Source organism: Ensifer sp. ENS03 (assembly GCF_014852035.1).
In the GTDB taxonomy this organism is placed as follows: Bacteria; Pseudomonadota; Alphaproteobacteria; order Rhizobiales; family Rhizobiaceae; genus Ensifer; species Ensifer adhaerens.
In genome coordinates this window covers 409,639-423,643 of sequence record NZ_JACVAV010000001.1, presented here as the reverse complement: position 1 = coordinate 423,643, position 14,005 = coordinate 409,639, and the positions used below count along the sequence as shown (strand labels likewise).

Here is a 14,005-nt window from a genome sequence, read left to right as displayed (position 1 = left end):
CAGGCATTGACCATGACCTTTCGGCCTGACGGGAAGGCGCCACGTCAGCAACGTCCGGAGAACCGGCCGACAGGCTGCCGCGGTTAGGCTCGCCCCGTTTCGAGCGTGCGATCTTTTCCTGCAACAGCCGCAAGCGCGCAGCGTCCGCTTCGGCGGGAGCCAGGAGATAGAGCGTTTCTCCCAGTGGCACGCGGCTCGCGAGCGCCACAGCCGGCACACCGCCCGCGTTGACGTCGAGCGCGTAGCTCTGGCTTTCCGCAGGCGGGCTCCCCTTCTGCCAGGAAAGCTCCAGGGGTCGCATCCAACATCACAATTGACGGCAATTATTTATTGTTTTACGATAAAAATACAAGTGAAACGATAAGGGACTTTGTATGACGAACTCCGCCGAGAGGCTGCGCAAGCTCAGCCGCTTCATGAAGCTCATGATCATATTGTGCGGAGCGTTGTTCTGTTCGGCGGTCGTCTACACGCATTGGCAGATCTTCTTCGACCGGCAAGGCTTCGAACAGGGCGTTCGCGACATCGTCTTCCCTCGGGTCGAGATCATCACTCTGTCCTATCGAGCCATCGGGACCGTCGCCTTTCTGACTGCGATCAACAACGCGCTCGTCATTGCCGGCCTCGCATTCGCCTGGCAGCTTTTCGACAGCTTCCAGCGCGGCGAGATCCTGTCCGGCCGCAATGGCGTGCTGTTGCGGCGGGTGGGACTGACCGCCCTTTTCGGCTCGCTGTGCATGACCGTCAGCAATGGGATCGGCATCCTCGCTGTCACCTATGACAACCCGGGCACCACGGGACATGCGGTGATGTTCGACATCAATGGCGGCACGATGATCGTGCTTCTGATGGCCGGGCTCGTCGTCGGCCTCGGCCATGTCATGGTCATCGCATCGGGGGTCGAGGCGGAGAACAGGAGCTTCGTCTAGCGCATGCCGATTGTCGTCAATCTCGATGTGATGCTGGCGAAACGCAAGGTTCGTTCACGAGATCTTGCCGAACAGGTGGGGATCACCGAGCAGAACATCTCGCTGCTGAAATCCAGAAAAGTGAAGGGCGTGCGCTTCGACACGCTGGAAAAGATCTGCGCAGCACTCGACTGCCAGCCGGGCGATATCCTGGAATACCGCCCGGACCCGGACTAACGATCAAAGACCGATTTCATGCTTCCACGGCGGGTTGGCGCCTGCGCGCGAGACCGTGACGGCCGCCGCCTTGGCGCCGAGCGCCAGCGCGTTGCGAACGGCGGTTTCAGTGAGGCCGGCGACATCGGCCTTGCTCAGGAGACCGGCGAGCTTCAGCGATGCCAGCACGCCGGCATCGAAAGTGTCGCCGGCACCGACCGTATCGACCACGGTCACGCGCTCACCGGCAACCTCGACCTTGTGGCGGGCGGTATAACCGACGGCGCCATCGGCGCCCTTGGTAATCAGCACCAGCTTGGGGCCGCGCCTCAGCCAATCGGCGGCGAGATCGTCGTGGCTGCCCTCCATGCCGAACCAGGCAAGATCCTCGTCGGAGAACTTGATGATATCGGACATCGCCGCCATGCGGTTCATGCGGGCGAGATGCGCTTCCCGGTCCTTGATGAAACCGGGGCGGATATTCGGATCGAAAGAAATGACCCGTTTTTCATGCTCGCGCGTCATCAATGCTTCGTAGGTCGAGCCGCAGGGCTCGGGGATCAGGCTGATCGCGCCAAAATGCAGTGCCTCACAGAAATCGCCGAGCGTTGGCAGGTGCTCGCGGGTAATCATGCGGCCGGCAGTGTTTTCATCGAAGAAGGCGTAGCTGGCATGGCCGTTGACCAGCTTGACGAAGGCAAGCGTCGTGTGCAGCGAGAGCGTCGCGCAGGGGCCGAAATCGACATTCGCCGCCTTCAGCGTGTCGCGCAGGATATCGCCGAACATGTCGTCGGAGAGACCCGTGAAAAAGCCGGTCTGGATGCCGAGGCGGCCAAGGGCGATCGCCGTGTTGAAAATCGCGCCGCCGGCATAGGGCGCAAAGGCACTCTCGCCCGCGGTCGTGTCCCGCGGCAGCATGTCGATCAGCGCTTCTCCGCAGCATACGATCATCGGCTTATCCTCCTCGACAGATTTTCAATCGATTTAAAAATTATGACTGAAGACGCTACGAGGCCCCGGCAGAACCGGGGCCTCGCCAGAGATTACGCCAAGGCGCTGACGCCGCCGTTGCGGCCCGACCAGGCGAGCGGCGCGTTGAGGAAGGCCTCGACCTCACCGAGCGTCTTTTCGTCGAACAGCTTCTGCTCGCGGGCGACCGCAAGCACGTTGCGCCATGTGGCGATCCAGTGCAGGTCGACGCCCTTGCCTTTCATCTCGCCGACCGCTTCCGGGAAGATGTCGTAGTAGAAGAGCGCAATGCCGTGGTCGACGATGCCACCGGCTGCGCGGATCGCGTCGATGAACTTGAACATCGAGCCACCAGCCGTCGTCAGGTCCTCAATGACGAGAACGCGGGCGCCTTCCGGCATATGGCCTTCGATCTGGGCGTTGCGGCCGTGGCCCTTGGGCGCCTTGCGCACATAGATCATCGGCAGACCGAGACGTTCGGCAAGCATGGCGGCGAAGGGAATGCCGGCGGTTTCGCCGCCTGCAACCACGTCGAACTTCTCAAAACCGGCTTCGCGCAGGATCGACGCTGCAGCAAAATCCATCACCGCCGAACGGATGCGCGGATAGGAAATCAGCTTGCGGCAGTCGATATAGACGGGGCTCGCCATGCCGGACGACAGCTTGTAGGGCTTGTCGGCGCTGAAATGCACGGCCTTGATCTCCCAGAGCATCTTGGCGACCAGCTCGGCCATGACGGCCTTGTCGGTGAACGCGTTGGAAAACATCAAACTCTCCTTCAAAACTTCAAGCGATCAAACGACGGCCCAGTGCAGCGGGAACATCGGATCGAAAACGGTGACCGGACCGGCACCGGTCTCGATCTTCTTGGGATAGGTGACAGCCTCTGCCTGTTTCCTGAGCGTGATCGTTTCCTCGTTCACCGGCAGCCCGTACCAGGCGGGACCGTTCAGCGAGGCGAAAGTTTCGAGCTTGTCGAGCGCGCCCTCCTCTTCGAACACATGCGCCAGGCAGCTCATGGTGTTGATCGAGGTGTAGATGCCGGCGCAGCCGCAGGCGCATTCCTTCAGCGGATCGACGTGCGGTGCGGAGTCCGTGCCGAGGAAGAAGCGCTTGTCGCCGGAGACGGCAGCCGCGCGCAATGCCAGGCGGTGGTTCTCGCGCTTGGCGACCGGCAGGCAGTAATAGTGTGGCTTGATCCCACCGACGAGAATGGCGTTGCGGTTGATGATCAGGTGATGGGTGGTGATCGAACCCGCAAGGTTCGCCTTCGACGCCTTGATGTAGTCGATGCCGTCCTTGGTGGTGACGTGCTCCATCGTCACCTTCAGTTCCGGCAGGCGCTTGCGCAAGGGATCGAGCACGGTCTCGATGAACACGGCCTCGCGGTCGAAGATGTCGACATCAGAGCTGGTGACTTCGCCATGCACGCAGAGCGGCAGGCCGATCTTTGCCATGCGCTCCAGCACCGGCATCGCCTCGTCGATGTTGCGCACGCCGCTGTGCGAGTTGGTCGTCGCACCTGCCGGGTAGAGCTTGACCGCCTTGACGAGACCGCTCTTGTGGCCGGCTTCGACGTCGTCGGGATTGGTGCCTGCGGTCAGGTAGAGCGTCATCAGCGGCTCGAACCGGTCCCCGGCCGGAATCGCCGAGACGATACGTTCGCGATAGGCGGAGGCGTCTGCGGTCGTGACGACAGGCGGCACCAGGTTGGGCATGATGATCGCGCGGGCGAAATGGCGGCTGGTATCGGCGATAACGCCCTTCAGCATGTCGCCGTCGCGCAAATGAAGGTGCCAATCATCCGGGCGGCGGATAACGAGGTCTTGCATGGTCAGCGTTCTCCTAGGTCAGAGCAGGCGCAGACGGAAAACCGCAGCCCCGGGCTCGCGCCCGATCCGCGCGCGCAGCTTTGCGAGCCGGCGGGTACGCGGGTGGCGGGCGGTTTCTCATGTGGTGGAACCGCGTCTCGATATCACCAATGCGCCCGCAAACACAATCCGCAATCCGACCATCGCTCAGAAATCCGCAAGCACCAGATCCGCCGCCCGCTGATGGTCGACCACACGATGCGCGTTCGGGATGTCGTTACCGAGAGCCTTGCGCTTCGCCGCCTCCTCGTCATAGCCGTGATCGGACCAGCGCTGCAAAAGCCGCCGCTCCAGTTCTGCCACGCCGGGATTGATGAAGATCGAGAAATCGAAGGCGCCTTCGAGCCTGTCCCACGGCGCCTCGTCGAGCAGCAGGTAGTTGCCCTCGACCAGGATGATGCGGGTCGCGGGCGCAACGATCCTGGCAGAGGCGATCGCGATCTCGCGCGAGCGGTCGAAGACCGGAACCAGCACCTCGCCGTCATTGGCGCGCACCGCGGCGACCGTCGAAAGAAAAGCCCTGACGTCGAACGTCTCCGGCGACCCCTTCCGTGGGAGGAGACCTTTTTCCTCAAGAACGGCATTGTCCATGTGGAAGCCGTCCATCGGCAGAACCGCCGCCCTTTCGCCGCCGGCAACCAGGGTTTCGGCCAGCGCCTCGGCCAGCGTCGACTTCCCGGCACCGGGCGGCCCGGCGATGGCGACGACGAAGCGGGCGGCACCGGCCGCCCGTTTCAGGATTTCGTTTGCAATCGGCTCGACATTCATGCCGCAAGCGCCTCGCGCGGCGGCTCCTTCGCCCCGGTCATGAAGGCAACCGCATCCGACATCGTATGCTCCTTCGGATTGATGACGCAGAGACGCTTGCCGAGACGGTGAACGTGGATGCGGTCGGCCACCTCGAACACATGCGGCATGTTGTGCGAGATCAAGACGATCGGCAGGCCGCGCGAGCGCACGTCGAGGATCAGCTCCAGCACCCGCCGGCTTTCCTTGACGCCGAGTGCCGCCGTCGGCTCGTCCATGATCACCACCTTGGAGCCGAAGGCCGCGGCCCGGGCCACGGCAACACCCTGGCGCTGGCCGCCCGAGAGCGTTTCCACCGCCTGGTTGATGTTCTGGATCGTCATCAGCCCGAGCTCGGACAGTTTCGCCCGCGCCCGCTTTTCCATTTCCGCGCGATCGAGAGTGCGGAAGAGCTTGCCCATGATGCCAGGTTTGCGGATTTCGCGGCCGAGGAACATGTTGTCGGCGATCGACAGCGCCGGCGACAGCGCCAGGTTCTGATAGACCGTTTCGATGCCGGCCGTTCGCGCTTCCATCGGCGAACGGAAGTTGATCAGTTGGCCCTCAAGCCGGATCTCGCCCTCATCCGGCGTGATGGCGCCGGAGATCGCCTTGATCATCGAGGACTTGCCGGCACCGTTGTCGCCGATCACGGCGAGGATCTCGCCGGGATAGAGATCGAAATCGGCATGATCGAGGGCGGTGACGCGACCGTAACGCTTGACCAGGCCGCGCGCGGTGAGAATGGGTTCCTGAGCCATCAGCCTGCTACCTTTCTGATCCATTGGTCGATTGCGACGGCGGTGATGATCAAGACGCCGGTGAGGAAGACTTTCCACTGCGGATCGGCGCCGAGCATGTTGAGCCCCATGGAGACGACGCCGACGATCATCGCGCCGATCAGTGTGCCGAGGATCGACCCGCGGCCGCCGAAGAGCGAGATGCCGCCGATGACAGCTGCGGTGATGGCCTGCAGATTGTAGTCGGTGACGGCGGCGGACGGCGAGATCGAGCCATTGCGGCCGATCGAGACCCAGGCGGCAAGTGCCGCGATCAGGCCGGCAAGCGTATAGGCACTCAGGAGCACGCGGCTGGTGCGGATACCCGAGAGCTTCGCCGCTTCCGGATCGTCGCCAACGGCATAGAGGTGGCGGCCCCAGGCGGTGTGGTTCAGCGCATACCAGAGGCCGAAGACCAGCACGACCATCATCACCACGCCGAGCGTGAAGACGGCGGAGCCCACCTTGAAGCTGACGCCGAAGAGGTGGAGCATCTGGGTGACGGCCGTCACGTCGGCCTCGCGGATCGTCGCGTTGGCCGAATAGATGAAGTTCGTCGACATGATGACATACCAGGTGCCGAGCGTGACGATGAACGGCGGAAGCTTGACCCTGGAGACGAGGAAGCCGTTGAGGAAGCCGCAGGCGCCGCCGACGACGAAGCCGATGAAGATCGCGATCGGTGCCGGAAGGCCGTAGGTGACGGCGCAATTGCCCATGATCACAGCCGACAGCACCATGATGACACCGATCGAAAGATCGATGCCGGCGGTCAGGATCACCAGCGTCTGTGCGGCACCAAGAATGCCGACGATGGCGATCTGCTGAAGGATCAGGGTCAGGGTGTAGGACGAGAAGAACTTACCCCCGATGGCGATGCCGAAGATCAGGATCGCTGCAATGAGCACGATGAACGGCACGGCGGCCGGCGTCGAATGCAGGAAATGCTGGATCTTCTGGACCGCTGTCTTGTCATGCGTATCGAACGACGCGACCTGCGTCGAACTGTTGACCAGGACTTTCTCGAATTCCTGGGATGGCTGCGCGGCTGTGTTGGGCTCGCCCATGGACCTTCCTCCCGTGAACCCCACTCCCAAGGGGTTGCGATGGTGTCGTGCACAGCCCGCCCACAATGACGCGGGCAATAGCACTCTTTAAAAGCTGCGCGGTTTTCGTCGCCTTGTCAAAGACATCGGCGCTTACGCGAAGGGCGGCCGGGGCCGCCCTTCCGTTGCCTTTGCATGGTGACGGTAGAAGGCGGGCAATCAGCCCCAGCACTTCTCCGTGCCGACCTTGGTATCGATCGATTCGACGCCGGCTGCCGGCTTGTCGGTGACGAGCGAGACGCCGGTATCGAAGAAGTCCTTGCCTTCCGTCGGCTTCGGCTTCTCACCGGTATCGGCGAACTTCTTGATCGCCTCGATGCCGAGAGCCGCCATCATCAGCGGGTACTGCTGCGAGGTTGCGCCGATGACACCTTCGGCGACCGACTTGACGCCCGGGCAACCGCCGTCGACCGAAACGATCAGCACGTCCTTTTCCTTGCCGACGGCCTTCAGCGCCTGATAAGCGCCGACGGCGGCCGGCTCGTTGATGGTGTGGATGACGTTGATATCAGGATCCTTCTGCAGAAGGTTCTCCATCGCCTTGCGGCCGCCTTCCTCGTTGCCGTTGGTGACGTCGTGGCCGACGATGCGCGGATCGTCCTCGTCGCCGATCTTGTTCGGATCCTTCGTGTCAATGCCGAAGCCCATCATGAAGCCCTGGTCACGCAGAACGTCGACTGTCGGCTGCGACGGCGTCAGGTCGAGGAAGCCGATCTTGGCGGTCTTGGCACCATCACCCATGGTGGCTGCGGCCCATTGGCCGATCAGCTTGCCGGCGAGCAGGTTGTCGGTGGCAAAGGTCGCATCGGCGGCGGTTGCCGGATCGAGCGGCGTGTCGAGCGCGATCACGAGCAGACCGGCTTCCTGCGCCTTCTTGACCTGATCGACGATCGCCTTGGTGTCGGAGGCGGCGATCAGGATGCCTTTGGCACCGTCTGCAATGCAGGATTCGACCGCAGCCACCTGGCTGTCATGGTCGCCGTCGATCTTGCCGGCATAGGACTTCAGCGTCACGCCGAGTTCCTTGGCCTTGGCAGTCGCGCCCTCTTTCATCTTGACGAAGAAGGGATTGGTGTCGGTCTTGGTAATCAGGCAGGCGCCGACATCGGCGGCTTGCGCGGGCATGGCGAAGACAACGCCAAGCGACAGCGCGCCAAAAGCAGCGGAAAGAACAGTCTTCTTCATGAAATCCTCCCAAGGATTGAAAATCGTGCCGGCGGACCGGCCCTGGCTACACCACCGCAGCATTCTCCTCCGCTGCAACCGGCGCTTCCGAGACAAAAACAAACACTAAATTTCCGGGGTGTCAATAAATAAATCAAATTGAATTATTATTTCGATGTGGCATTGTTGGGATGACAGCGCTCCACCGGAGGATTGGCGCGCCAACCAAATTGACAGAGCCGCGACAAGTGGAAACAAGAGACCTGCGCCAAGCGGGCGGCAGAACGGGATGAGGAACTATGCAGGCGGTTTGCGCCCGCATCCCGCTCACATAATCCAATGCCAACGGGAGGAGACGGTGGCATGTCACTGACAGACGGCCCCGACCGGGGACCGACGCAACCTGAAGTCATCGACCCGAGCGGCGGCGCCAACCAGACGCGCGTGCGCGCCTATAACGAACGGCTGGTCATGTCGCTGGTCCGGCGCCACGGCGGCCTCTCCAAGGCCGACATCGCCCGGCGCTCCGGCCTGTCGGCGCAGACCGTTTCGGTGATCATGCGGGCGCTCGAAAGCGACGGCCTTCTGGTCAAAGGCGATCCCGTCAGAGGCAAGGTCGGCCAGCCCTCGACGCCGATGCGGCTCAATCCGGATGCGGTCTATTCCTTTGGCGTCAAGATCGGCCGGCGCAGCGCCGATCTGGTGCTGATGGATTTCGTCGGCAACATCCGGCTGCATCTGCACCACGTGCATCCCTATCCGTTGCCCGGCGATCTCGTCGATTTCATCATTTCCGGCATGGCGAAGCTCGAACAGCAGCTTGGCCCCGACCAGCGCAAGCGCATCGCCGGCATCGGCATCGCCACCCCTTTCGAGCTCTGGAACTGGGCCGAAGAAGTGGGCGCGCCGCGCGAAGAGATGAACAGGTGGCGCGACGTCGACCTGCAGGCGGCGATCGCTGCCCGTACCACCTATCCGGTGTTTCTGCAGAACGATGGCACCAGCGCCTGCGGTGCCGAGCTCGCCTTCGGCGTCGGCGCCAGCTATCCGGATTTCGTCTATTTCTATATCGGCTCGTTCATCGGCGGCGGTGTTGTGCTGAACTCCGCACTCTTCTCCGGGCGAACAGGAACGGCTGGCGCCGTCGGTCCGCTGCCGGTCTCGGGCAAGGACGGCAAGACCATCCAGCTGCTCAAGATCGCCTCGGTCTTCGTGCTCGAAAACCTCTTGCGCGAACGCGGCATCGATCCGCGGCCGCTCTGGTACTCGGCCGACGACTGGATCGACTTCGGCGAACCGCTCGACATCTGGATCGACGACTGCGGCGCAGCCCTCGCCCAGGCCGTCGTCTCCGCCGTTTCGATCGTCGACTTCTCGGCCGTCGTCATCGACGGCGGCTTCCCGCCCTGGGTGCGGGCTCGGCTGCTTTCCGCCACGCGCAAAGCGCTCTACGACCTCGACCTTCAGGGTGTAACCATTCCCGAACTGGTGGAAGGCATGGTCGGCAGCCATGCGCGCGCCATCGGCGGCGCGAGCCTGCCGCTCTTTTCCCGCTACCTGCTCGACACCAATGTCCTCTTCAAGGAGCTCGGCTGATGCTGAAAGGCCTAAACCCGATCCTCAGTCCCGAACTGCTCGCAACGCTGCGAGCGATGGGCCACGGCGACGAGATCGCGCTGGTGGATGGCAACTACCCCGGCCAGGAACATGCGCGCCGTCTCATCCGGCTCGACGGGCACCCGCTGATCCCCGTGCTCGACGCTATCTTGAGCGTCTTGCCGATCGACGATTTTGTGCCCGAGGCGATCTTCCGGGCCACTGTCAAACAGGACAAGGACACGCTCGACCCGGTCCACCAAGAGATCGTCGCGTGCTGCGGCAAGCACGAACCGAACCGCCGCGTTGTGCCTCTGCTCGGCGCCGATTTCTATCCGCGCGTCAGGGCCGCCCACACGCTGGTCCAGACGAGCGAGCCACGGCTTTACGGCAACGTCATCCTGCGCAAGGGCGTGATTTATCCCTGAGACTTCGCACACAACGAAAAAAGCCCGCCGGCGAACCGGCGGGCCTTGCATTTCATCAAGTGAAATCCGTGCCTCAGGCGCCGCGCTTGTCGATCGACAGCGCGCCCGGGCCAAAGGCGGCGAGCACGAGGAAGCCACCGGCGACCGAGATGTTCTTCATCATCATCAGGCTGTTGAAGACGCTCAGCAGGCCGTTGGCTTCCGGCGGGAAGGTCGGAATGTTGATCGCACCGCTATGGAAGACGAAGGCGGTCACGAGCGTGAAGGCCGCCAGCAGGTAGGCCGCAATCTTCGTCTGGAAACCGACGAGAACGGCAAGACCGGCAACCAGTTCGAAGGCGCCGGCGAGATAGGCAAGCAGCGTCGGCGCGGGCCAGCCGGCACCGGTGATCATTCCGGCGGTCGCCGACGGATCGGTGAGCTTGCCGAAACCGGCCGTGATAAACATGATCGAAAGCAGGATGCGTCCGACGAGGACGACAACATTCTGAGACATGGAAGACTCCTGTGAGAAACGGTTCGTTGGCAACAGAAGTATCAGTATTTTCAAAATCATCTAGCCGTTGCGCGGGCGACAGATCGTTCACAAAAATGAAACGCCGATGACGCATCGTCAACCTTCTATCGGCCACTTCTCGACGCAGGACTGCAAGGCAATGCGGAACTACAACGACGGCGCCTCGTTCTTTTATGTTGCAACGACGGAGCGGCTGGGCGAAGAATTTCGGCGCGGCAGGGGACGCCGCGCGGGGGAATGTCATGAACGAAATCAACAGGAGCCCGGCATTCTGGCGCTCGTTTCCGATCTTTGAAGAATTCGACAAGGACGCTATCGCCGAACTTGCCAATATCGCGACCTATCGGAAATGGCCGGCCGGCACCGTGATCTTCCAGCGCGGAGACGAAGGCAATTACATGATTGTCGTCATCTCCGGGCGCATCAAGCTGTCGCTGATCACGCCGCAGGGCCGCGAACTGATGCTGCGCCAGCACGAAGCCGGCGCGATCTTCGGCGAGATGGCGGTGCTCGACGGTCAGACCCGTTCGGCCGATGCGACCGCCACGACCGCCTCCGAGGGCTATGTAATCGGCAAGAAGGCCTTTCTCGACATCGTCACCAATCGACGGGAGGCGGCCGAAGCGGTCATCCGCTTTCTCTGCGCCCAGCTTCGCGACACGACGGAGCGGCTGGAAACCATCGCGCTTTACGACCTCAACGCCCGGGTGGCGCGCTTCTTCCTCGCGACCCTCCGGCAGATCCACGGCAACGAATTGCCGGAAAGTGCCAATCTCAGGCTGACCATGAGCCAGACGGACATCGCCGGCGTGCTCGGCGCCAGCCGACCCAAGGTCAACCGCGCCATCCAGTGGCTTGAGGAGAGCGGTGCGATCAAGCGCAACGAAGGCATCATCGCCTGCAAGGTCGGTCGCCTGCAGAGCATCGCTGACCCCGAGGAGGACTAGACCGCATGGTCGTTGAGCCACGCCGGCGTTTGCGTTTCACGCCGCTCGCCGGCGGTTGCCTCACGAGCCTGCTTGCGGCCATAGCACTCTATCTCTACGCCGGACCGCTGTTCGAAACCCAGCGCGAGTTGTTCTTCGACAGTCTGACGCAATGGGTTCCGGCCCCCCAGTCGCCCGACCTCGTCGTCGTCGACATCGACCGGCAGGCCCACCAGTCGCGCCCTTCGGGTGAATGGGACCGGACAGCGACCGCCGAGCTTCTGTCGCGACTTGCGACCGCGGGCGCCAAGGTGATTGCAGTCGATTTCGTCTTCAGCGCCGATTGCGACCCCAGCTCCGACGGCAACCCGGCGCTTGCCGCGGCACTTTCGAAGACCGCCGTCGTTCTCGGTTTTCTCGTCGCCGATACGGTGCAGGAGCGGCCGCGTCCCGTGCCGCCGCTGGCGCTCAGCCGCCCCTTCACCGCGCCCGAACTGTGGTTTCTCGACGGCGCGGAAACGTCATGCCGGGCCTTCATGGATCAGGCGAGTGCGGCGGCGGCCTCGTTTCTCGTCGGCGACGAGGATGCGCGCATACGCCGGGTTCAGGCCTATGCCATCCTCGGCAACGACGCCTATCCGACGCTGGCGATCGAAGCGGCCCGGCAGATGCGGGGCGGCGGCACGCCCATCCTCGGCGGCCAGCCGGCCTGGATACGCATCGACGGGCAAACGATCTTGCTCGACGACACCGGAAGCCTGCGTTTCGTCGCAAGTCCCCAGGAACGGCTCAGCGAACGTACGGTTTCGGCGGCCGACGTCTTGTCCGGCAAGGCTTTGCCCGAGCGCTTCGCCGGCAAACTCGTGCTGATCGGCAGCAGCCTGCCAAGCCTCGGAGGCCTCAGACCGAGCGCCTCGATGCCGCTCGAACCCTCGGTGCAGATCCACGCCGACATCGCCAACGCGATCATGACCGGCTTCCTGCCGCAGCGCGACGGCCGATTGCCGCTTGCCGAAGCCGTGGCCGCACTTGTCGCCGGCCTCGGCATCGCCTTTGCCGCCACCCGCCTGCGGCCGCTGACATCGGCGCCGCTCGGCCTTTGCACCGTCGCCGCCGCGGTCGCTGCATCTGCCGTCGTCTACGATGCCAGCGGCTGGCTCATCGATGCCGTCGGCTTCTCGGTCGCGCTTATTGCCGTCCTCGCGGTGACCAGCGTCCTGCAATTTGCCCAGGTCCGGCGCGCGGAAGCGACGGCCCGGCAGAAGTTTTCGCAATATCTGCCGCAGTCGGTGGTCGCCCGCTACATCGACAATCCCGGACTTGCCCGCATGGCTGGCGAGGAGCGCCAGGTGACCGCGCTCTTTACCGACATCGAGAGCTTTTCCACCCTGTCGCAGAGGCTCAAGCCGCGGGAGCTCATCGCCTTGCTCGACATCTATTTTGCCGAAGTCAACGCGCTGGTGGCCGACCATGGCGGCATGGTCGACAAGGTGGTGGGCGATGCGGTGCACGCGTTCTTCAACGCCCCGGAGGATCTGGCTGATCATGTCGACAGGGCCATCGATTGCGCCAAGGCGATCCATGCGCTGACGGAAGAGATGCGCAGGCGTCCGCAGTTCGCCTCCAACGGTTTCGGCCGGACGCGGATCGGGATCGAGACCGGACCGGCCGTCGTCGGCGAGGTCGGCGCCGGCGGCAAGCTCGACTACACGGCCCACGGCGATGCGATCAATCTGGCGGCACGCCTTCAGGAGGCAAACAAGTTTCTCGGCACGGCGATCTGCGTCGGGCCCGCTGCCGCTCAGGAAAGCAAAAGGCCGCTTCGCCCGCTTGGCAGCCACGAGATCCGCGGGTTCTCGACGATGGAACTGTTCACGGTCGCCGACTGAGGCGGCGCGCCGTCTGCTCCCGCCGCTTCGGATAATGTCGGCGTCAGCTCAGCGCGTCAGGCCGACGCTGGCATAGGCCTCCTTGATGCGCGCCTCGCCCCAGTTGGCGGGCTCGCTCGGGGCGTCCCCGCGATGATGAAACTCCACCCCCTGCCCCGCAGCGACGATCTTGGTTACGCCGCCGCGCGCGACCGAAACGCTTCCATGTTCGACGAAGACGGCAAAGGCGGCCCGGCTCGGACCACAGAAGAACTTGGTGCCGCGCACGCCGATCATGCCGAAGGCCGTGCGGACGGCGACATCGACCTTCGGCAGCCCCTCAGGCCGGTCGAAGACCATGCGACCCGTTCCAAGCTCGAGCGTGCCGCCCTGCCCGGCAATGAAGCTATCGACGAGCAGTTCGGTTTCGGCGCCCAGAAGCACGCGCGTATCCGTGCCCAGATTCAAGGTTGCAAAACTCTCGGCGTTCGTGTGCACGCGGTCGTTCTCGAACAGCTGACCGCCGACTGCGAGTGGCTTATCCTTTTTTGCCTGCCTCAGCCGGACATCGCCGCGGATCTCCGTTGCCTCGCCAAGGGCTGAGCCTGCCCAGGCGGGCGTAGCACCACCGCCGACCGCCGTCAGCAACAGACCGCCGACGACGACGCGCCGGCTCACCAGCATCTTGCGCATCGACGCTGCCAGATCTTCCATCGCTTATCTCCCGTATCGCTGCCGCCTTGCGAGGATAGCCCCGGCGCTCCCGGATGCAAGCGGGCGCAGGGCCGGCCCGCAGCAGTCCCTCGCCACTTCGCCCGAGCTTTCGTTGCCGGGCTGTTCCCGCCGGAACAGCCGTCTCCAACGAGCAGGG

16 protein-coding genes are annotated in these 14,005 nt (G+C 63.4%); 7 read left to right on the top strand and 9 right to left on the bottom strand.

What is annotated here, in order from left to right; translation table 11 throughout:
* Positions 1–374: 374 nt before the first annotated feature.
* Both IB263_RS02150 and IB263_RS02145 read left to right on the top strand, forming a co-directional pair.
* Complete coding sequence (locus tag IB263_RS02150) at positions 375–929, top strand: DUF2975 domain-containing protein (protein WP_060581837.1); 555 nt, start codon at positions 375–377, stop codon at positions 927–929.
* 3 nt (positions 930–932) lie between these two features.
* Positions 933–1,145 carry a helix-turn-helix transcriptional regulator gene (locus tag IB263_RS02145; RefSeq protein ID WP_192437466.1) on the top strand — a complete coding sequence of 71 codons (213 nt, stop codon included), beginning with the start codon at positions 933–935 and terminating at the stop codon, positions 1,143–1,145.
* 3 nt (positions 1,146–1,148) lie between these two features.
* On the opposite strand, the gene IB263_RS02140 is transcribed toward IB263_RS02145, so the two are convergent.
* The 7 genes from IB263_RS02140 to IB263_RS02110 form a co-directional block, all read right to left on the bottom strand.
* The gene (locus IB263_RS02140; RefSeq protein WP_034797231.1) at positions 1,149–2,075 is read right to left on the bottom strand and encodes a carbohydrate kinase; all 927 of its coding nucleotides are present in this window, start codon (positions 2,073–2,075) and stop codon (positions 1,149–1,151) included.
* Positions 2,076–2,167: 92 nt separating this feature from the next.
* The gene (locus IB263_RS02135; protein WP_043618867.1) at positions 2,168–2,860 is read right to left on the bottom strand and encodes an orotate phosphoribosyltransferase; all 693 of its coding nucleotides are present in this window, start codon (positions 2,858–2,860) and stop codon (positions 2,168–2,170) included.
* Between the two features lie 27 nt (positions 2,861–2,887).
* Complete coding sequence (pyrC, locus tag IB263_RS02130) at positions 2,888–3,925, bottom strand: dihydroorotase (protein WP_034797236.1); 1,038 nt, start codon at positions 3,923–3,925, stop codon at positions 2,888–2,890.
* Positions 3,926–4,111: 186 nt separating this feature from the next.
* Positions 4,112–4,732: a nucleoside triphosphate hydrolase gene (locus IB263_RS02125; RefSeq protein WP_192437464.1), complete on the bottom strand. Its 621-nt coding sequence runs from the start codon at positions 4,730–4,732 to the stop codon at positions 4,112–4,114.
* Positions 4,729–5,511, bottom strand: coding sequence for an ATP-binding cassette domain-containing protein (locus IB263_RS02120; protein ID WP_034797240.1), 783 nt, complete (start codon positions 5,509–5,511; stop codon positions 4,729–4,731). Before IB263_RS02120 ends, IB263_RS02125 begins: the two co-directional genes overlap by 4 nt.
* A complete protein-coding gene (locus IB263_RS02115; protein ID WP_034797242.1) occupies positions 5,511–6,596 on the bottom strand; it encodes an ABC transporter permease in 1,086 nt (361 codons plus the stop codon). Before IB263_RS02115 ends, IB263_RS02120 begins: the two co-directional genes overlap by 1 nt.
* Before the next feature lie 198 nt (positions 6,597–6,794).
* Positions 6,795–7,820, bottom strand: coding sequence for a sugar ABC transporter substrate-binding protein (locus IB263_RS02110; RefSeq protein WP_034797243.1), 1,026 nt, complete (start codon positions 7,818–7,820; stop codon positions 6,795–6,797).
* Positions 7,821–8,162: 342 nt separating this feature from the next.
* Between IB263_RS02110 and IB263_RS02105 the strand changes: the two genes are divergently transcribed.
* Entirely contained in the window at positions 8,163–9,395 is a 1,233-nt protein-coding gene (locus IB263_RS02105; RefSeq protein ID WP_060581834.1) for an ROK family transcriptional regulator, read from the top strand.
* Positions 9,395–9,823 (top strand): RbsD/FucU family protein, encoded by a 429-nt coding sequence (locus IB263_RS02100; RefSeq protein ID WP_034797249.1) that lies wholly within the window; start codon positions 9,395–9,397, stop codon positions 9,821–9,823. Before IB263_RS02105 ends, IB263_RS02100 begins: the two co-directional genes overlap by 1 nt.
* Before the next feature lie 73 nt (positions 9,824–9,896).
* Here the strand turns inward: IB263_RS02100 and IB263_RS02095 are convergent, their stop codons facing one another.
* Positions 9,897–10,319: a DoxX family protein gene (locus tag IB263_RS02095; protein ID WP_034797251.1), complete on the bottom strand. Its 423-nt coding sequence runs from the start codon at positions 10,317–10,319 to the stop codon at positions 9,897–9,899.
* Between the two features lie 106 nt (positions 10,320–10,425).
* Here IB263_RS02095 and IB263_RS02090 point away from each other — a divergent pair, with 106 nt between their 5' ends.
* The 3 genes from IB263_RS02090 to IB263_RS02080 are packed head-to-tail and all read left to right on the top strand — an operon-like array spanning position 10,426 to position 13,155.
* Positions 10,426–10,635, top strand: a complete 210-nt coding sequence (locus IB263_RS02090) for a hypothetical protein (protein ID WP_159415575.1) — start codon at positions 10,426–10,428, stop codon at positions 10,633–10,635.
* Entirely contained in the window at positions 10,583–11,287 is a 705-nt protein-coding gene (locus tag IB263_RS02085; RefSeq protein ID WP_034797255.1) for a Crp/Fnr family transcriptional regulator, read from the top strand. Before IB263_RS02090 ends, IB263_RS02085 begins: the two co-directional genes overlap by 53 nt.
* Positions 11,288–11,292: 5 nt before the next feature.
* Positions 11,293–13,155, top strand: a complete 1,863-nt coding sequence (locus IB263_RS02080; protein WP_192437462.1) for a CHASE2 domain-containing protein — start codon at positions 11,293–11,295, stop codon at positions 13,153–13,155.
* 48 nt (positions 13,156–13,203) lie between these two features.
* Here the strand turns inward: IB263_RS02080 and IB263_RS02075 are convergent, their stop codons facing one another.
* Positions 13,204–13,827, bottom strand: a complete 624-nt coding sequence (locus tag IB263_RS02075) for a FecR domain-containing protein (protein ID WP_089043361.1) — start codon at positions 13,825–13,827, stop codon at positions 13,204–13,206.
* Positions 13,828–14,005: the final 178 nt, after the last annotated feature.

Excerpts from the sequence above, each read along its gene's own strand:
- IB263_RS02125 (WP_192437464.1), bottom strand. The coding sequence starts at position 4,732 with ATGAATGTCGAGCCGATTGCAAACGAAATCCTGAAACGGGCGGCCGGT.
- IB263_RS02115 (WP_034797242.1), bottom strand. The coding sequence starts at position 6,596 with ATGGGCGAGCCCAACACAGCCGCGCAGCCATCCCAGGAATTCGAGAAA.
- IB263_RS02150 (WP_060581837.1), top strand. The coding sequence starts at position 375 with ATGACGAACTCCGCCGAGAGGCTGCGCAAGCTCAGCCGCTTCATGAAG.
- IB263_RS02120 (WP_034797240.1), bottom strand. The coding sequence starts at position 5,511 with ATGGCTCAGGAACCCATTCTCACCGCGCGCGGCCTGGTCAAGCGTTAC.
- IB263_RS02100 (WP_034797249.1), top strand. The coding sequence starts at position 9,395 with ATGCTGAAAGGCCTAAACCCGATCCTCAGTCCCGAACTGCTCGCAACG.
- IB263_RS02145 (WP_192437466.1), top strand. The coding sequence starts at position 933 with ATGCCGATTGTCGTCAATCTCGATGTGATGCTGGCGAAACGCAAGGTT.
- IB263_RS02135 (WP_043618867.1), bottom strand. The coding sequence starts at position 2,860 with ATGTTTTCCAACGCGTTCACCGACAAGGCCGTCATGGCCGAGCTGGTC.
- IB263_RS02095 (WP_034797251.1), bottom strand. The coding sequence starts at position 10,319 with ATGTCTCAGAATGTTGTCGTCCTCGTCGGACGCATCCTGCTTTCGATC.
- IB263_RS02110 (WP_034797243.1), bottom strand. The coding sequence starts at position 7,820 with ATGAAGAAGACTGTTCTTTCCGCTGCTTTTGGCGCGCTGTCGCTTGGC.
- IB263_RS02105 (WP_060581834.1), top strand. The coding sequence starts at position 8,163 with ATGTCACTGACAGACGGCCCCGACCGGGGACCGACGCAACCTGAAGTC.
- IB263_RS02080 (WP_192437462.1), top strand. The coding sequence starts at position 11,293 with ATGGTCGTTGAGCCACGCCGGCGTTTGCGTTTCACGCCGCTCGCCGGC.
- IB263_RS02075 (WP_089043361.1), bottom strand. The coding sequence starts at position 13,827 with ATGCGCAAGATGCTGGTGAGCCGGCGCGTCGTCGTCGGCGGTCTGTTG.
- IB263_RS02090 (WP_159415575.1), top strand. The coding sequence starts at position 10,426 with ATGACGCATCGTCAACCTTCTATCGGCCACTTCTCGACGCAGGACTGC.
- IB263_RS02085 (WP_034797255.1), top strand. The coding sequence starts at position 10,583 with ATGAACGAAATCAACAGGAGCCCGGCATTCTGGCGCTCGTTTCCGATC.
- IB263_RS02140 (WP_034797231.1), bottom strand. The coding sequence starts at position 2,075 with ATGATCGTATGCTGCGGAGAAGCGCTGATCGACATGCTGCCGCGGGAC.
- pyrC (WP_034797236.1), bottom strand. The coding sequence starts at position 3,925 with ATGCAAGACCTCGTTATCCGCCGCCCGGATGATTGGCACCTTCATTTG.